Annotated in this window: 15 protein-coding genes and 1 riboswitch; of the genes, 7 read left to right on the top strand and 8 right to left on the bottom strand. The window is 62.6% G+C overall.

Annotated elements, in window-relative coordinates:
• The first annotated feature begins 36 nt into the window (after positions 1-36).
• Genes KYT97_RS08620 through KYT97_RS08630 form a run of 3 tightly spaced genes read left to right on the top strand, consistent with a single transcriptional unit; the run spans position 37 to position 4,966 of the window.
• Positions 37-1,233: an NAD-dependent epimerase/dehydratase family protein gene (locus KYT97_RS08620; RefSeq protein WP_219112106.1), complete on the top strand. Its 1,197-nt coding sequence runs from the start codon at positions 37-39 to the stop codon at positions 1,231-1,233.
• Positions 1,230-3,137, top strand: coding sequence for a hypothetical protein (locus tag KYT97_RS08625; protein WP_219112107.1), 1,908 nt, complete (start codon positions 1,230-1,232; stop codon positions 3,135-3,137). The genes KYT97_RS08620 and KYT97_RS08625 overlap by 4 nt, the downstream gene beginning before the upstream one ends.
• Positions 3,134-4,966, top strand: coding sequence for a glycosyltransferase family 2 protein (locus KYT97_RS08630; protein ID WP_219112108.1), 1,833 nt, complete (start codon positions 3,134-3,136; stop codon positions 4,964-4,966). The genes KYT97_RS08625 and KYT97_RS08630 overlap by 4 nt, the downstream gene beginning before the upstream one ends.
• On the opposite strand, the gene yhjD is transcribed toward KYT97_RS08630, so the two are convergent.
• The 7 genes from yhjD to KYT97_RS08665 form a co-directional block, all read right to left on the bottom strand.
• A complete protein-coding gene (yhjD, locus tag KYT97_RS08635) occupies positions 4,963-6,000 on the bottom strand; it encodes an inner membrane protein YhjD (RefSeq protein WP_045070706.1) in 1,038 nt (345 codons plus the stop codon). The two genes, KYT97_RS08630 and yhjD, sit on opposite strands and share 4 nt — an antisense overlap.
• Before the next feature lie 59 nt (positions 6,001-6,059).
• Positions 6,060-7,094, bottom strand: a complete 1,035-nt coding sequence (trpS, locus tag KYT97_RS08640; RefSeq protein ID WP_045070708.1) for a tryptophan--tRNA ligase — start codon at positions 7,092-7,094, stop codon at positions 6,060-6,062.
• Between the two features lie 26 nt (positions 7,095-7,120).
• A complete protein-coding gene (locus KYT97_RS08645) occupies positions 7,121-7,630 on the bottom strand; it encodes a barstar family protein (protein ID WP_219112109.1) in 510 nt (169 codons plus the stop codon).
• A gap of 45 nt (positions 7,631-7,675) precedes the next feature.
• Positions 7,676-8,197, bottom strand: coding sequence for a guanyl-specific ribonuclease (locus KYT97_RS08650; protein WP_092801448.1), 522 nt, complete (start codon positions 8,195-8,197; stop codon positions 7,676-7,678).
• A gap of 9 nt (positions 8,198-8,206) precedes the next feature.
• The gene (locus KYT97_RS08655; RefSeq protein ID WP_045070712.1) at positions 8,207-9,052 is read right to left on the bottom strand and encodes an exodeoxyribonuclease III; all 846 of its coding nucleotides are present in this window, start codon (positions 9,050-9,052) and stop codon (positions 8,207-8,209) included.
• Positions 9,053-9,077: 25 nt separating this feature from the next.
• A complete protein-coding gene (locus KYT97_RS08660) occupies positions 9,078-10,217 on the bottom strand; it encodes an MFS transporter (protein ID WP_045070713.1) in 1,140 nt (379 codons plus the stop codon).
• A 216-nt stretch (positions 10,218-10,433) separates the two neighbouring features.
• Positions 10,434-11,657: an NADP-dependent isocitrate dehydrogenase gene (locus KYT97_RS08665; protein WP_033231283.1), complete on the bottom strand. Its 1,224-nt coding sequence runs from the start codon at positions 11,655-11,657 to the stop codon at positions 10,434-10,436.
• Positions 11,658-11,963: 306 nt separating this feature from the next.
• Positions 11,964-12,108: riboswitch (SAM riboswitch) on the top strand.
• 143 nt (positions 12,109-12,251) lie between these two features.
• Between KYT97_RS08665 and KYT97_RS08670 the strand changes: the two genes are divergently transcribed.
• Positions 12,252-13,547: a bifunctional o-acetylhomoserine/o-acetylserine sulfhydrylase gene (locus KYT97_RS08670; RefSeq protein ID WP_045070715.1), complete on the top strand. Its 1,296-nt coding sequence runs from the start codon at positions 12,252-12,254 to the stop codon at positions 13,545-13,547.
• A gap of 32 nt (positions 13,548-13,579) precedes the next feature.
• On the top strand, positions 13,580-14,683 hold the full coding sequence (gene metX, locus KYT97_RS08675) for a homoserine O-acetyltransferase MetX (protein WP_373557477.1): 1,104 nt from the start codon (positions 13,580-13,582) through the stop codon (positions 14,681-14,683).
• Positions 14,684-14,687: 4 nt separating this feature from the next.
• Here metX and KYT97_RS08680 read toward each other — a convergent pair whose 3' ends face one another.
• Positions 14,688-15,680 (bottom strand): RCC1 domain-containing protein, encoded by a 993-nt coding sequence (locus KYT97_RS08680; RefSeq protein ID WP_219112110.1) that lies wholly within the window; start codon positions 15,678-15,680, stop codon positions 14,688-14,690.
• Between the two features lie 198 nt (positions 15,681-15,878).
• Between KYT97_RS08680 and KYT97_RS08685 the strand changes: the two genes are divergently transcribed.
• Both KYT97_RS08685 and KYT97_RS08690 read left to right on the top strand, forming a co-directional pair.
• Positions 15,879-17,711: a DEAD/DEAH box helicase gene (locus KYT97_RS08685; protein WP_230589970.1), complete on the top strand. Its 1,833-nt coding sequence runs from the start codon at positions 15,879-15,881 to the stop codon at positions 17,709-17,711.
• Positions 17,711-18,283: an SWIM zinc finger family protein gene (locus tag KYT97_RS08690; protein ID WP_116101627.1), complete on the top strand. Its 573-nt coding sequence runs from the start codon at positions 17,711-17,713 to the stop codon at positions 18,281-18,283. Before KYT97_RS08685 ends, KYT97_RS08690 begins: the two co-directional genes overlap by 1 nt.
• The last annotated feature ends 23 nt before the right edge of the window (positions 18,284-18,306 follow it).

The raw sequence follows: 18,306 nt of genomic DNA on the forward strand, positions 1-18,306 counted from the left end.
CGGCCGAATCCCGCTCTCGCGCATGAAAGGTGAACAATGCGAATACTGATCCTCGGCGGTGACGGATTCTGCGGTTGGCCGAGCGCGCTTCATCTTTCGGCGCACGGACATCAGGTGACGATCGCCGACAGTCTCGTTCGGCGACGAATCGACGACGAACTCGGAGTGCAGTCACTCACTCCCATTTCCCCTCTGTCAGAGCGAGTTCGAGCATGGGCCGACGTGACGGGGCACCGCATCGACGTCGTCGAATTCGATCTCGCCCGCGATTACAAGGCGTTGACGGAGTTGCTGAATACATTCCGTCCGGAGGTGATCGTGCACTTCGCCGAGCAGCGGGCGGCACCGTATTCGATGAAATCACCGGACCTCAAGCGTTACACGGTCGACAACAATCTCAATGCGACTCACAACCTGCTGGCCGCGCTCGTGCACACGGGCATCGACGCTCATGTAGTCCATCTCGGAACGATGGGTGTGTACGGGTACGAGTCGGTACCGGTGGATCTACCCGAGGGGTATCTCACCGTGACCTACCCCGACCGGAACGGGAACTCGCATACCCGCGAAATCCTCTACCCCACTGCCCCCGGAAGCGTGTATCACCTGACCAAGTCGTTGGACCAGTTGGTGTTTCAGTTCTACGCGCGCAACGACGGCGTGCGCATCACCGATCTGCATCAGGGGATCGTGTGGGGTACTCAAACCGACGAGACGAATCTCGATCCACGACTGATCAACCGCTTCGACTACGACGGCGACTTCGGGACGGTGCTCAACCGCTTTCTGGTGCAGGCCGCAGTCGGCCATCCGCTCACCGTGCACGGGACAGGAGGGCAAACGCGAGCCTTCATCAATATCCGGGACACAGTGCGCTGCATACGATTGGCGGCCGAAACCGGGGACGCCGTCGACGGCCGGGTACGCGTGATGAACCAGGTGACCGAAACCCATAGGGTGGCTGACCTGGCGCACCTGGTTGCGCAGACGGTCGGCGCAGACATCAGTGAGGTGCCTAATCCGCGGGCCGAAGCAGACGAAAACCAACTCAGCGCTCGCAACGACACTTTGATCGGGCTGGGTCTCGAGCCGACCAGATTGGCCACGGGCTTACTGAAGGAGTCGGTCGAGATCGCCCAGAAATACACCGATCGCGTCGACGTGAGCCGAATTCCGTGCACCTCCTACTGGAACAGGAACCGGAGATCGGTGGCTACGGAGCAGGTCGAGTGAGCGGCGGAGGCGAGCCCGACGACGAGCGGCAAGCGCAACCTGCTGCTCCGGAATCCGGGTACTTCCGGGGTGAGCGCGGCCGGACCGTTCCACGTTCCGCGTGGTGGATCCTGGGTGTGGCATTGGCACTTCTGCTGGTCTTCGTGCTGGTACGGCCGCTGTGGTTCACCCGCGACGTGGACGATACGAGCCTGGACGTTCCGGCGGATCGTCACTACACAAAATCGTTGTCGGGCGCCGGCTACGAGGACGGCGTCTGGCTCACCGACGATTCCCCGTCGACGAGTTTTGCCGTCACCTTCCCCGCCGACTCGGCGCGCCGCGAGACTCGTCTCCGTTTGACCGGAACGACGCAGGTGGCCGAGGACAGCGTTGTCTTCTTGATCGTGAGAATGGATGGGCAGCAGGTCTACAAGAGTGAGGTGGCACGAGGGAACAACGGACTCGACGTGATTGTCGATGTCCCGGAAGGACTGTCGAGCGACGGTCAGGTCCGTGTTCAGGTCCAGATCGAGGGAACCTTGGACAACCGGACGTGTACCCCTGACCATTCGGCCGGAATGCAGGTACACCTCGATCCTGCGAGCGTGGTGGAGGCGGCCCTCACCGAGCGTGTACACACCGTGCGGGATGCGGTCGTCTCGTGGGATCGTCGCGTCACTATCGTGCTTGCCGATCAGAACGACGAGTGGCGTACGACGGCGGCGCAGATGGGAATCGCGTTGACCCGCGCCGGGTACGAGGTGACCTATTCGGATGCCGTTCCGAGTTCCGATGCGCAGAATGCGTTGCTCATCGGCCCGGCCGACAAGGTAACCGACCTCGGTTGGTCCACGTCCGGCGAGACCGATGCAAGCGACGGTATCGTGCTCGGAACAGTCGACGACTCCCCTGTCATCGGAGTGCTCGCGCCCGACGGCGATCTGATCTCGAGATTCCTCACCCTCCCCGAGGTAGCCACCGCCGATTCGGATCGGAGCGATCCACGGGCGCTCGACACTTCACCGGCTGTCGGCACCGAGGTCGGCGTGAATACGCTTGGCGCAGACACCTCCGCCACGACCATTGCCGACGCCCACCGATGGCGGATCGGCTACTCACTTGCCGACTTGCCCGGCGGCCGTCTGCCGCAATCGATTCGGGTAGCGATGGCGCTCCCTGCCTCGCCCGACGATCTCACCTGGATTCTCAACGTCCAGCTCAACGGGCAACTGGTCGACAGTCGCAGGCTCGACGGGCAAGCGACGCAGGCCGTCGTCTCTTTGCCCGCGGCGGCGCAACTGCTGGAGAACACCCTGACTCTGACCGTCCAACGCGACCGCGACCTCGGCGGCTGCGACGTGCGCGTGACCACCTATCCCATACAACTCCAGCCCACCTCGGCACTCCTTCTCGGTGACGATCTCGGGACGGGATTCACGGCGCTCCCGCGGGCGCTGGCCCCTGGGTTTGCCGTCTACTGGCCGGACTCCGCGAAAACAAGTGCAGTCGACCAACTCAATGCCGCCATTCCAACTCTGACGAAATTCATTCCGGCTCACTACGATCCGGAGTTCTTCTGGAATTCCGCTCCGGCGCCGGGCAGACCGTTCGTGCTGATCGGACAAAGCCCGGAAGTGAACCCGCCGGTACGGATCGAGGACGGCCGCATTCGCTCGGGATCCGCCGACCCCGCACTGGACATCACTGCGTTCGACGACGGAATGATCGTCGAAACGGCCACCAGCACAACAGGTGCCGGCGGCTTGGTCATCGAGTACGTCGGGAAGCCCGGGACCATACCCGTGCCGGACTTCGGCAGCGAATCCGCTCGAGTCGTCACGTCGCAGGGCAGTTTTGTGGTCAATACCGACGACGGCACCACCGCTCCCAACTCCCCCGCACGGGTGATCGCACCCCGATGACCGACGTCAAGCACGATCCACACGAGGCCGGAGCGGTCATCGACCACTTCCGGTCGGTCGACAGTGCGCCGGCGGACTATGCCGTCGATCGTCCGCCGAGCGGAACCAACGGATTCCTGGTCACGTTCGCAGGACTGTCGATCATCGCCATGTGCATCCGAACACTTCTGATTCATTCCGGTCTCGTCCACCTGCCACGAGACCTGGTCATCCTGTCAGACGGGCGAGGAACCGTTGTCTTCCCGCTGAGACTGTTTCTCGTGATGTTCTTCCTGACCTACGCCATCCATGCCTACTCGAATATCTGGCGCAGAGTCTTCATCGGAGTGTCCCTGCTGGGCAAGTACGCACTGTTCTGCATCGTCATCGATACTCTCGCGTGGCTACTCCACGAGGCCGGGATCATCTCGATCTCCGTGTTCGGAGCCCAGATGATCTCGGGGCTGATCGCACTGGGCATCTTCCCGCACACCATCCTGCGGCAAGCTCAACTACCACCCCAAGGCCCACTGCCCCTCGACCCGCGAATACCCCTGAGCGCCTTCCTCAAGCTGGCGGGTTGCCTGGTATTCGCGATCGCGGGTGCAGCGATCGCACTCAACGTCCTCTACGACCTCGTCGAAGTCCTGAAAAGCTGGGCGATACTCGGCGGTATCGGCGCGGGTGTGTTCCTGATGCAACAGCTCCTGGCAGTCTCGACTGCAGCGCTGGGCGTACGGGCACTGAAAAAGTCACGCCGCCATGAGTTCTCGCCGCCCGCAGCAATTCTCGTTCCCGCCCACAACGAGGCCCACGACATCGAGGACACCATCGTCGCCGTCGACGAGGCCGCCCAGACCTATCCCGGACAAATCCATCTCTACGTCGTCGACAATGCCTCCACCGACTCCACACACGATGTCGCCGAACGGATCATCCGCGAGTGCACCAACATCACCGGCACCGTGCTCGACTGCCCGACCCCGGGGAAAGCCATTGCACTGAACATGGGAATCGAGCACATCACGGAAGAGTTCGTCGTACGCATCGACGCCGACACGGTAATCGGGCCGCGCTGTCTCGAGACCGCGATGCGCCACTTCGCCAACCCGCACGTCGGCTGCGTCGGCGGGATACCGATGCCCCGCGAGGAAAGAACCTGGATCGACAAATGCCGATTGGTCGAGGTGTACATGCGCCACGGCTTCTTCCAGGTGTCCCTCGACGGCTACCAAGGCGTCATGGGCATTCCCGGCATGTTCGCCATCTACCGCCGGAGTCAACTGCTCGAAGTCGGCGGCATCGTGCAGGGAATGAACGGCGAAGACACCGACATCTGCATGCGACTGGCCGCCGCCGGCTATCACAGCGTGGCCGATCCGAGCGCCGTGTACTACAGCGAAACCCCCGCCTCTTACGCCCATTTACGTGAACAGCGAACACGATGGTTCCGCAGTATCTACCATCTCACCGCACGCAATCGCGCGATTCTGTTCGACCGACAAACGATGATCGGCACCTTCGTGCTTCCGTTCAACTTGGTCAACGCTGCCCGACGCGCGATGCTCGCGCCACTGCTCCTCTTCGCCACGATCGCCGGATTGGCGTTCCAATCGACGTTCACGACCCTGCAATGGCAGCCCATCGTGGCCACCTTGTTGGGGATGTCGATGATCATGACCGTCGTCGTCTGTTTGATCTGGCGTCCGAGTTCGGTGAAGTACATTCCCGCGTACCTCTGTTTCCGACTACTACGCAGCTACTTCACTCTGGCATCCACACTCAGCCTGATCTATCCACCGATGCACCCACATCTCCCCCGAACACTGCTACGCCAGAAGCGTGCCTAGCGATTCTTTCTGCGCACGAGCCCCGACAGTCCGAGACCCGCCAAAGCGCCCGTTCCGATCAATGCCGCTGCGCGTGACGGTGACACCCCTTCGCTGACGACAACCCGCGGCGCGATGATTGCCGGATCGGGCGGCGGAATGTAGGCCAGTGCCATGCTTTTCTTGGTCGTCGCAGCCCAGGCGGTGCAGAACAGCAGCATGCGCGAAGCGGTGAACACGAATACGAGCAAACCGATAATCGGCCCGAATGCGACGCCGGCCGGGCCGCTACTGACCGCCGAAAGATAGATCGCACCAACCTGTTTGAACACTTCGAATACGAGAGCCGCCATCAGTGCCGCACTGGCGGCGCTGCGTAGATTCACCGGTTCACGGGGCAATCGTGCGATCACCCACAGGAACACCGCCCAGGTTGCCAGAATCGACAGCACCGTCGACAAGACTCGCAGTCCGACGCCGACGCCGGTGATGTTCTCGAGGTTGAGCCACACGACAACCTGACGCGCTACCGGCCCACTGCTGAGCGCCGACATGCCGAGTGAAATAACCAAGGCTGCGCCCAGACCGAGCAGTGCCCCGATATCGCCGACTTTGGTTCTGACAAACCCTTTGGAGTCACGCTTGCTCTCCCACATCGCGGTGAGCGCGTCGCGGACATTGGCCATCCAGCCGAGACCCGCGTACGACGCGACCAGAAGGCCCACCGCACCAACACTGGCGCGAGAGTCGATTGCCGAGTCGATCAAGCTGTTGATGGTGTCACCGAGGCTGCCGGGGATGGATTTGGTGATCTCTTCCTGAATCGAAGTCAGGTATTCGGGGTGGCCGGCCAATACGAAACCGGCCACCGCGAACGCAACCATCATGATCGGAATCAAAGCGAGGACGCTGAAGTACGTGATCCCGGCGGCGTAGTAGTCGCCCTTCTGGTTCTGGAATCGCATACCCGCTCGAACAAGGTGATCGAGCCACGGCCGCGCTGCCCGCTGCTTGTCGAGAAAGCTCGGCTCCTCTACGACAACTGATTCAGCCACAGATGTCCCCCTATTTCTGTATCGACCTGTTTCGTGTCAGCCGTTCACTTGCGCCGTGCTCAGCCCTTGGGCGGCAGGAACCCGACCTTCTCGTACACGGTCGCAAGCGTGCGGGACGAGACCTCACGGGCCCGGTGCGCGCCGGCGGCAATGATGCGATCCAGTTCGGCCTCATCGGCAAGATAGCCGTCGACCTTGGCCTTGAGCGGAGTCACGAACTGCGCCAACACGTCCGCAGTATCAGTCTTGAGATCGCCGTACCCCTTGCCTTCGTAGCCCGCGACCAAAGTCTCGATCGGTACACCGGACAGGGCCGACTGAATGGTGAGCAGGTTGCTGACACCAGGCTTGGCCTGCGGGTCGAAGCGGATCTCACGCTCGTTGTCGGTGACAGCGGACTTGATCTTCTTGGCCGACACCTTGGGATCGTCGAGCAAATTGATCAGACCTGCGTCGCTCGCTGCCGACTTGCTCATCTTCGACGTCGGGTCCTGCAGGTCGTAGATCTTGGCGGTGCCCTTGATGATCTGGGGTTCAGGAACGACGAACGACTTGCCGTAGCGCGAGTTGAAGCGGTTCGCGAGGTCGCGGGCAAGCTCGAGGTGCTGACGCTGATCCTCACCGACCGGAACGCGCTGCGGGCGGTACAGCAAGATGTCGGCAGCCATCAGAACCGGATAGGTGAACAGCCCGACACTGGCGTTGTCACTGCCTTGCTTGGACGACTTGTCCTTGAACTGCGTCATGCGGCTGGCCTCGCCGAAACCGGTGATGCAATTCAGGACCCACGCAAGCTGAGCATGCTCGGGAACCTGGCTCTGGACGAAGATCGTTGCGCGGTCGGGGTCGATCCCGATTGCAAGTAGCTGCGCCACGGCAACCTTGGTGCGTCGACGCAGTTCCTTGGGGTCCTGCGTCACGGTGATGGCATGCAAGTCCGGGACGAAGTAGAAGGCGTCGAACTCGTCCTGCAGCCCCACCCACTGCTGCAATGCGCCCAGATAGTTACCGAGGTGGAAGGAATCCGACGTCGGCTGGATACCGGAAAGCACGCGAGGCTTTGCCGTGGGCTTCTGTTCTGCAGGGGTCGACATGCTTCCGATCTTTCCACGCGGGCGATTCAGGGAGTGTGTGTGGTCTGAGTGTGCGTGGTCTCCGGGTAGCGGAGCACCGTGAGTTCCGACGCAAAGGTTTCCTCGGAACCAGAGCCGAACTGGTACGCGGTACCGAACGTGGTGGGCGCCCATTCCTCGGCATAGAAATCCATCGACTCCCGGAACCACGGCAACTGATCAGGTTCGCCGGACAGCAACAGTTCGGCCTCTCGAACCAGAACGACAAACCCGGCGCCGAGGCCGAGTACGTCGTCGAGGTCACGCATGACGTCGTCGAAGGCGTCCTTGTTGCGACCGAAGTGTGACGGAAACTGAAATGCTGCCGCAAACTCGTCGAAGACCTGCGCGGTGGTCTGCATGTGCGATCCGCGAACCGTGCGGACAACAAGATCACGCATCCGGAGATCACGCGCCAACTCGTCCAGAAGTGCCGGTTCACCCGACACCGCCACCGACGAGACGCCGGAGTCCGGGTCGAGCCACCGATCGACACCGACAGTTTCGTGATCAGGCATCAGCGAACCTATCCATCAGCGAACTATCCATCACCGAACTATCCATCACCGAATCCTTGTGAAGGTCTCGTAGTGATCGAGGGTGTACCACGCGGAACCGTCGTTGCCGGTGACGATCCGCTCGGCATCACGGCCCTGGCCACTCTTCTTCGGATTGACGTCCCACTCCTGATAGACAACGCGGCCACCGCCGGCGCCGACTGCCGGCAACCTGCCCTCGCTGTTACGGAAGGTAACGCCGCCCTTGGTTCCCACCGCATTCGCGGAGTCCGGCCACCGTCCGGCGTCGATCTCGACCAACGTGGCGAGTACCCGCGCAGGCGCATCGCTGCTCACCGGCTTTTGGGCCGACGTCGACTGCGCCGCCTTGGTCGTCGCCCCGGGCTTGACCTGAGTTGATGTCGTCGCCGAACTCGACGTGGTCGAGGTAGCCGAGCCGGCCGTTGCCGAACTGTCGGAGTCTTGCGACGACAGCACCATCGCCAGCACAACCGCGACCACTGCAACGACGACGGTGCCTACGGCCTTGAGTGTCTTGGCGCTCGGCAACTTCGAGCCCTCGGGCATTCGGGTGCCTTACCGGTAGGAGACGGTGACGGGGGCGTGATCGGACCAACGCAGATCGTAGGATTCCGCGCGTTCGATCAACCCGGCCTTGGCGCGCTCGGCAAACGCTCGGGTTGCCACCTGGTAGTCGATGCGCCAACCGGAGTCGTTGTCGAATGCCTTACCGCGGTACGACCACCACGAGTACGGTCCCTCGACGCCCGGATGCAGTGCCCGGAACACGTCGACCCACGGGGACTCGTCTGCAAACAGGACGTCCATCCACTCACGCTCGCTGGGCAGGAAGCCGGAGGACTTCTTGTTTCCCTTCCAGTTCTTCAGGTCGGCTTCGTTGTGCGCGATGTTCCAGTCACCACTGACCACAACGTGTCGCCCGGCCGTCTCGGCTGCGGCAGCGGTGACCGCGAGGTGAGCCGCGAACGAACTCATGAACCGTTCTTTCGCCTCTTGCTTCGGGGTCAGCGCCTCCCCGGTCGGCAGGTAGAGACTTGCCACCGTGAGGTCGGCAAAATCCGCTTCGATGTAGCGTCCGGCGTCCTGAAATTCGTCGTCACCGAAACCGATACGGACGGCATCGGCTTCGACCCTGGACAGGACTGCGACGCCGTTGCGGCCTTTCGCCGACGGCTCGGCCGAAACGAGGAACCAGCCGTTCGACAGAGCGGGTTCGAGAGTCTCGTGCAACTGCTTGTCGGATGCTCGGGTTTCTTGAAGACAGATGAAATCCGCGTCGGTCTTCTCGAGCCATTCGGTCATACCCTTGCGGGCTGCGGCACGAATGCCGTTGACGTTCACCGACGTGATCGTGTGAGGCGCGAGAATATGAGAGTCAGCTGTTTGTGGCACGGCAAGCACCGTAGCCGATGATGCCGACGTGTTCTCAGTTCGCGGCTCTACGCTGCAGGATCACCGCAACCACCAGGACACCGAGCCCCGCGACGGCGAGGAGCGAACCGACGGCGGCGGGCGCTGTGTAACCGAAACCGGCGGCGATCACTACCCCACCGATCCAGGCTCCGAACGCGTTCGCGATGTTGAGGGCGGCGTGGTTGAGCGATGCGGCCAAGGTCTGGGCGTCCTCGGCAACGTCCATCAAGCGGGTCTGCAGCCCCGGAACCATGGACGCACCGGCCAGCCCGATGAGGAAGACGAAGAGCAACGCCGTATACGGGTTGCGAACGGCGAGAACAAAGATCGCGAGAATGATCGCCAGCGACGCCATCGATACGAACAGGCCCTTCATGAGCGCCCGGTCAGCGAGGTAGCCACCGACGAAGTTGCCGGCCACCATGCCCAGCCCGTAGAGCATGAGCGCCAGCGGAACAAACGACGCACCCAGACCGGACACGTCGGTCAACGTCGTGCTGATGTACGTGTACACGGCAAACATGCCGCCGAATCCGACCATGCCGACGATCAGAGTCATCCACACCTGGATGCGGCCCAGCGCCTTGAGTTCGGTGATCGGGTTGGTGATCGGCATAGCGTCGAGGCGCGGGATCCAGACGAGCAGCGACGCCACGGTGACGGCACCGATGACTGCGACCAGTGCGAATGCACTCCGCCATCCCACGGTCTGCCCGAGCCACGCGGCAGCCGGCACACCGACGACGTTGGCAACGGAAAGACCCATCATCACCATGGCAACGGCTTTGGCACGTTTACCCGGTTCAGCCAGATGCGCCGCAACGAGGGCGGCAACACCGAAGTAGGCACCGTGCGGCAACCCGGCGACAAACCGGGCGAGCATCAGCGTGGTGTACGACGGCGCGAACACCGACGCGGCATTGCCCACCGTGAACGCGATCATGAGCGCGATCAACAATGTGCGCCGCGGGATCCGAGCAGTCAGGGCCGCGATGAGCGGCGCACCGACCACAACGCCGAGCGCATAGGCGGAGATGACATGACCGGCGGTGGGCTCGGATACGCCCAGCCCGGTTGCCATCTCCGGCAGGAGACCCATCGCCACGAACTCGGTGGTGCCGATTCCGAATCCGCCGAGCGCCAACGCGAGCATCGCCGGGCCTCTGGCAGAGCGAACCCCGGATGTCGGGGCGTCAGGGCGGGAAAGGGTAGACGAAGTCACTGGTCAATTGTGGTCGCACCCTTGGTTGAACTTCCAAGTGAGAGCAGGTGAGTTCGCTCACGTGAGACCGCAGGCACAGAGCAGACACAAATGGGACGCCCGGAGTGCCCGGGCGTCCCATCTGAAAGTGAAGCTGTGGAACTTTTACTACTTGGCTGCCATCGACTTCTGCAGGTTCACGTCGAGCGCACCGAGGAATTCTTCGGTGGTCAGGTAACCCTGGTCGCCGCCGACCAGCATCGAGAGGTCCTTGGTCATCTGGCCGCTTTCGACGGTCTTGATGACAACGTCTTCGAGCTGCTGCGCGAAGCCGATGACCTCAGGGGTGTTGTCGAGCTTGCCACGGTGCTCGAGCCCACGGGTCCACGCGAAGATGGACGCGATCGGGTTGGTCGAGGTGGGCTTGCCCTGCTGGTGCTGACGGTAGTGACGCGTGACGGTGCCGTGAGCAGCCTCTGCCTCACAGGTCTTTCCGTCCGGTGTCAGGAGAACCGACGTCATGAGGCCGAGCGAGCCGAAGCCCTGAGCCACGGTGTCGGACTGAACGTCGCCGTCGTAGTTCTTGCATGCCCAGACGTAGCCGCCCTCCCACTTGAGTGCGGAAGCGACCATGTCGTCGATGAGGCGGTGCTCGTAGGTCAGACCTGCGGCATCGAACTCAGCCTTGAACTCGGTCTCGTAGACGTGCTGGAAGATGTCCTTGAAGGCACCGTCGTACGCCTTGAGAATGGTGTTCTTGGTGGACAGGTACACCGGGTAGTTCTGCTGCAGTCCGTAGGTGAGCGACGCGCGAGCGAAGTCACGGATGGACGTGGTGAAGTTGTACTGCCCCTGGACGACGCCGCCCTCTTCAGGGAAGTTGACCAGTTCGTGCTCGATCGGTGCGCTGCCGTCCTCAGGCGTGTAGGTGATCATCACCTTGCCGGGGCCGGGGACCTTGAAGTCTGTGGCGCGGTACTGGTCGCCGAATGCGTGACGGCCGATGATGATCGGCTTGGTCCAGCCCGGGACGAGTCGCGGAACGTTCGAGATGATGATCGGTGCGCGGAAGATCGTGCCGCCGAGAATGTTGCGGATCGTTCCGTTCGGGGAACGCCACATCTTCTTGAGACCGAATTCCTCGACACGAGCCTCGTCCGGCGTGATGGTGGCGCACTTGACGCCCACGCCGTGCTTCTGGATCGCGTGTGCGGCGTCGATGGTGACCTGGTCATCCGTCTCGTCGCGGTATTCGATACCGAGGTCGTAGTACTCGAGGTTCACATCGAGGTACGGGTGGATCAACTTGTCTTTGATGAACTGCCAGATAATGCGTGTCATCTCGTCGCCGTCGAGTTCGACGACGGTGCCCTCAACCTTTATTTTGGACATGGGTGCTTCGCGTCCTCCTAGGAAGTTTCCCCTGGTTACACGGTTGCGGTCACACTTTGTGAGTGAGTCCGCGAACGGTTCGATTATCAAACCTAGACTGTGTGGACTGATCCCGGGAGATGAGTCCCAAACAAGACAAGCGTACTGCTAACGCTGGGGGCCGCAACCGGCAGCCCCTCCTCCGAGTCACTACTCACCGGTAACTTTTGCCTGCTAGTGGGCACCGTCGCGTCGAATGGCGACTGGTGACGCCGCACACTTCGACCCGCGTCATCCTTCGGCTTCACTCCCGGTAGAATTCAGCTCGGTCATGAGTACCAGCGTCAAGCCCCGGCTCGCTGGACGGCAACCCTCCAACCGCGGTGGGGTGCCCCGGGTGATGACCAGGTCGCCTCGAGGCGAAACTGCGCAATTGCAGCTTCACCGGATTTCCAGGCGACAAGCGCGGGTCCGACAGGGACGGACCCCAGACCGGGCCGAGCCCCACGGAGGTTTTTCAGTATGTGTCGCACTTGTAGATAGACCCCAGCACGGGGCGGCGATCATTCGCCCCCGTCCGACAGCTATCCGTCAGACCACTGGAGTACACAAATCATGACCGACATCTCAGCTAACTGGTCCTTCGAGACCAAGCAGGTCCACGCCGGACAAACCGCAGACACCGCCACCAACGCGCGCGCACTGCCGATCTACCAGACCACCAGCTACGTCTTCGACAGCACCGACCACGCCGCCGCGCTGTTCGGCCTTGCTGAGCCGGGCAACATCTACACGCGCATCATGAATCCAACGCAGGACGCCGTCGAGCAGCGCATTGCTGCACTCGAAGGCGGTGTCGCGGCACTCCTCCTGTCCTCGGGTCAGGCCGCCGAAACCCTCGCGATCCTCAACATCGCGGAGGCCGGAGACCACATCGTCGCCAGCCCCTACCTGTACGGCGGCACCTACAACCTCCTGCACTACACGCTTCGCAAGCTCGGCATCGAAGTCACGTTCGTCGAGGATCCCGACAACCTCGACCACTGGCGCGAAGCCATCCGCCCCGACACCAAGGCCTTCTTCGGCGAAACCATCGCCAATCCCAAGAACCACATCCTCGACATCCCCGGGATCTCAGCGGTGGCTCATGAGAACGGCCTCCCCCTGATCGTCGACAACACCGTCGCGACGCCGTACTTGCTTCGCCCCCTCGAACACGGCGCCGACATCGTGCTGCACTCCGCCACCAAATATCTCGGCGGACACGGCACGGCCATCGCCGGCGTCATCGTCGACGGCGGCACTTTCGACTGGACGCAAGGCAGACACACCAACTTCACTACCCCCGATCCGAGCTACCACGGCGTCACGTTCGCCGACCTCGGCGCACCCGCCTACGCTCTCAAGGCGCGTGTACAACTCCTGCGCGACCTCGGCTCCGCCGTCGCACCGTTCAACGCGTTCCTCATCGCCCAGGGCATCGAAACCTTGAGCCTGCGCATCGAGCGCCACGTCTCCAACGCCCAGCAGGTGGCCGAATTTCTCGAAGGCCACACCGCCGTCGCGTCCGTCTCCTACGCCGGACTCCCCTCCTCACCGTGGTACGAACGCGGAAAGCAGCTGACCCCCAAGGGAACCGGCGCCATCGTCACCTTCGAACTGCCCGGCGGCATCGATGCCGGCAAGAAGTTTGTCAACGCCCTGACTCTGCACAGCCACGTCGCCAACATCGGTGACGTCCGCTCCCTCGTCATCCACCCCGCCTCCACTACTCACGCCCAGCTCACCCCCGAGGAACAACTCGCAGCCGGCGTCACCCCCGGTCTCGTTCGCCTCGCCGTCGGAATCGAAGGCATCGCCGACATCCTCGCCGACCTCGAAACCGGCCTCACCGCGGCGGCAACGTCTTGACCGTCAACGAAGCTCAGACAGCGGTCGCGGATATCCTGCCGCCGCCGGACGGCCGAGTCGGAACCGTCGACATCGGCTCGCTGCAACTCGAGAACGGCGCCGTGCTGCCGTCGGTATCGCTTGCGGTTCAACGGTGGGGCGAGCTGTCCCCGAACCGCGACAACGTCGTGCTCGTGGAACATGCCCTGACCGGGGACTCACACGTCACCGGCCCGGCGTCCGAAAATCAGCCGTCACCCGGTTGGTGGAACGGAATGGTCGGCCCGGGCGAACCTGTCGACACGGGCGAATGGTGTGTCATTGCGACCAATGTTCTGGGCGGTTGTCGTGGCACCACCGGCCCGAGTTCCCTTGCCGAGGACGGCAAACCGTGGGGTAGCCGGTTTCCGGGCATCTCCATTCGCGATCAGGTCGCAGCCGAGAAGAAGCTGATCGACCTGCTCGGCATCGATCGACTGGCTTCGGTAGTCGGCGGCTCCATGGGCGGTATGCGCACCCTCGAATGGGCTGTGTCGTACCCCGAGAATCTGAACTCCGCATTGGTACTGGCTACGGGTTCACGCGCGACAGCCGATCAAATCGGTACACAGACAACACAAATCGCCGCCATCATGTCCGACCCCGATTGGCAGGGCGGCAATTACCACGGAACCGGGCGCACACCCCGGGCCGGCCTCGGTATCGCGAGGCGCATTGCGCACCTCACCTACCGCGCCGAATCGGAACTCGACACACGTTTCGAGAACACCGCCCAGGGAAATGAAAACCCCTGGAACGGTGGACGATACGCGGTTCAAAGCTACCTGGAACATCAGGCAGACAAGCTCGTGTCGCGTTTTGATCCCAGCACCTACGTGCTGTTGACCGAGGCTATGAACCGTCACGACATCGGCCGCGGACGCGGTGGTGTCGCAGCGGCTTTGGCGTCCATCACCGTGCCGGTCGTTGTCGGCGGAGTCGATTCCGATCGTCTCTACCCGTTGCGACTGCAGGAAGAGATCGCCGCCGGAATCCCGACGTGCACCGGCCTCGAAATCCTGAATTCCAAGGACGGGCACGACGGGTTCCTCACCGAAGCCGACGCTGTAGCAAAACTGTTGCGCCGCACAATGGAATTGGCGCGCACGACGCGCTGAGCATTCAGCTTCCGGTCGGACTTCCGAGCGATCCGGTCGACGCCGTCTGCGCGCCGAGGGCTATCGAGTGATAGGCCCCGGCCGCGACGGCGGTATATCCGTCTCCGGTCGGGACACCGCCCAGTTGCCCGTTCTCGTTGTTACCCCAGGCAGTGATCGTGCCGTCGGCAGACAGCGCCACCGAATGGCGGAAGCCGCCGGCGATCGCGGTGAACCCGCCGCCGGTCGGAGTACCGGTGCGCTGCCCGTACTCGTTGCTGCCCCAGATCACGATGTGACCGTCGGCGGTCAACGCGAGCGAATGGTCCTCGCCGGCAGCGATCGCGGTGAACCCACCTTCGGTCGGTAGCCCGTCGCGCTGCCCTTCGGCACTCCCGCCCCACATGGTGATGTGACCGTCGGTCGTGAGCGCCAGCGAATGGAAGTTACCGGCGGCGATCGCGGTGAACCCGCCATCGGTCGGGACATCGGTCCGCTGACCGTACTCCTCGCTGCCCCAGTCCACGATTGTTCCTTCAGGAGTCAACGCCAACCCGTGGTACGTACCGGCAGCAATCCTGGTGAACCCACCACGTGCCGGGAGATCGTCCTGTTGCCCGAATTCGGAACTTCCCCACGCAGCAATGTGTCCGTCGGCAGTAAGCGCTACCGCGTGGTCCTCACCCGCCGCGATCGCGGTGAAACCACCACCGGTCGGAACTCCGTCACGCTCTCCCCACGCACTGTGTCCCCACGCGGTGATGTGGCCGTCGGTGGTCAACGCCACCGAATGATGGTCGCCGGCGGCAATCGCGGCGATGCTGCCCCGAGTCGGGACGCCGTCGCGCTGATTGTCGTCGGCCCCGCCCCACATGGTGACGCCGCCAGGACTCGTAACGGGAACACCTACCGGCGCGGCGGCGGCACCCGTTGCGGTGGCAAGTGCCAGCACTCCCACACCGACAGCAGCGACGAGCAGTCGAAAGTGCCTACCTGAGAGATTTTTTCGTCGCTTCATTGGGTTCCTTATTCGCAAGTGTCAGGTACTGCGGATCTACGGACAATGACTATCACGTCCGAGGAAGGAAATGTCCGGTTCTCCGTCAGAGCGGACTCGTCGCCTCCCGTCAATGTCGGGAGAACCACAACTGATCTGCGGTTTTTGGGGACGTATCCGGTGGCCCGCGGTCATCGATCACGGCTACCATCGGCGCTCGTGACTCAACCGTGCCCGGATCAGCTGCAGGCGACCTACCTTCCCGAGAACATGGCGTTCGGGTTCTGGGGTGTGCCGGATACAGCCGGGCATCTCGCGGAGTTGGGGCTCCCTACCGGCAGCGCCGCCGTCGCCCGAATGGCTGTACCCGTCGACAGCGTCATCACGCCCGTCGACGTCGATATTCGGACTGTCGAATTCGCCGACGTGGTAACGGCATTGCAGGTTGCGAACGTGGATCAACCAGGTATCGGAGAGTCGGTGCGCGCCTGGAAGCGGGTGATCGGGGGCGGCGAACACGGCACCATGCCACCAGCCGGGCACGCCGCTCTCTACCGCGGCGACACTGTCATCAGAAGTGCTGCCGCGGTGGTGCAGCGTTTCACCCACGCACAGACTCTGGTGGACGCACTCGATCATGCACGGGTTCAAGCGACTTTGCGCCCGTACCAGGTTCTTGGCGTGGAGTGGTTGACGTCGCTGACCGAGACGGGTGGCGGCATACTCGCCGACGAAATGGGTCTGGGTAAAACGCTTCAAGCCATTTCGATGATCGCGATCAGAGCCGCAGACGGCCCGCATCTTGTTGTCTGCCCGACGTCGGTGATCGGAAACTGGCGACGCGAGATCGAGCGGTTTGCGCCGCACCTGAGCCTTCACATTCATCACGGGTCCGGCCGCACACTGCCTGCGGAACTAGGTAAAGGCACCGTGGTACTCACCAGTTACAGCGTCTTACGTTCGGACACAGCCGAACTGGAGACGCCGCAGTGGGCGTCGGCCATCTTCGACGAAGCGCAGCAGATCAAGAATCCGTCGTCGCTGGCCGCCAAAGCTGCAATGCAACTGAATGCCACCGTCAAAGTTGCGATGACCGGCACGCCGGTCGAGAACCGTCTCGAAGAGTTGTGGAGTTTGTTCCACGTCGCCAATCCGGCTGTACTGGGAACTCGTGCACGCTTTCGGCAGCGTTTTGCCGTCCCGATCGAATCCGGCCGCTCGGCGTCCGCCGCATCGAGGTTGGCGACGATCATCGAGCCATACGTGCTGCGCCGAACCAAAGATGCTGTTGCCAAGGATCTTCCGCCGAAGCAGTTCTCGACCGTCGCATGCACCCTCACGTCGGAACAGGCGCGAATCTACCGGGCGGCGGTCGCGGACGCGTTCGATACCGGACTGGGCACCGGAATTGCCCGACGCGGCAACGTCCTTGCACTGCTCACCACTCTCAAGCAGGTATGCAACCACCCCGCTCAGGTCACCGGCGACAGCGAGGATCTCCGTGGCCGTTCCGGAAAGTTCGATCGCGCAACCGAAATGCTTGCAGAGATCGTCGACGACGGTGATCGGGCCCTGGTGTTCACGCAGTACCGCACAATGGGCGAACTACTGTCGAAACACCTCGCGGCCGAACTGGGCATCGCAGACGTTCCTTTTCTCCACGGCGGTCTCAACGTTGCCAGTCGCGACGCCATGGTCGATGCCTTCCAAACCGACGACACGTCCTCGCCCATTCTCATTCTGAGCCTGCGCGCGGCCGGGTTCGGACTCAATCTCACCCGCGCCAGTCACGTCGTTCACTACGACAGGTGGTGGAACCCTGCCGTCGAAGATCAGGCCACCGACCGCGCCCATCGAATCGGCCAGCAGCGCACCGTCAACGTCCACACCCTGGTCACCGGAGGAACCGTCGAAGATCACATCGCCGCCATGCACGAATCCAAAAGAGCTGTAGCCGAGTCGATTTCCGGAAACTCCGAAGGAGCCCTCGCAAACCTTCCCGACAGCGAACTACGTGAACTGCTCGAACTCGACGGCGCGGTGATCATCTGATGGCTACCGAATTCGGAGTGACCGCATGGGGCCGTGTGTGGTTGCGGACGGTTGAGCAAACGTCGACATCCGGACGAAACCCCGCCTTGCCCACCGCACGCACACTGGCCCGCAACGGTGGTGTCACCTTCACGGACATTTCTGCCGGTACGGTTTCCGCCCAGGTCACCGCCAAGGGTAAGACCTCGACTGTTGTTGTCACCGTACCGCTCTGGGACAAGACACAATCCGACACCGCGGCCCGCATGATTCGGGCGCTAGGCACCACGAACCGGTCCGTATCGACCGGAGAGCTACCGGACAGCGTCGTCGCGGATCTACAGGCGCGCGATATCACTGTGGCCGTGAATCTTTCCGAATGCACGGCCACGTGTGACTGTTCGAGTCGGCGCACGCCCTGCGTTCACCATCTTGCTGCGATCTACGCACTGGCGGGCCGGATCGACGAAGAACCTGCACTAGCCGTCACGCTTCGAACCAAACAGGCGAAAAGGCGGAACTCCGCCGCAAAGAAACCACAGGGAGAGTGGATTCCGTTGCGCGAGATAGACGTCGGGTCGTTCTACAACTGACTCAGTCCGTGCCCAGTGGACTG

The sequence above is a fragment of the Rhodococcus globerulus genome (assembly GCF_019334125.1).
In the GTDB taxonomy this organism is placed as follows: domain Bacteria; phylum Actinomycetota; class Actinomycetes; order Mycobacteriales; family Mycobacteriaceae; genus Rhodococcus_F; species Rhodococcus_F globerula.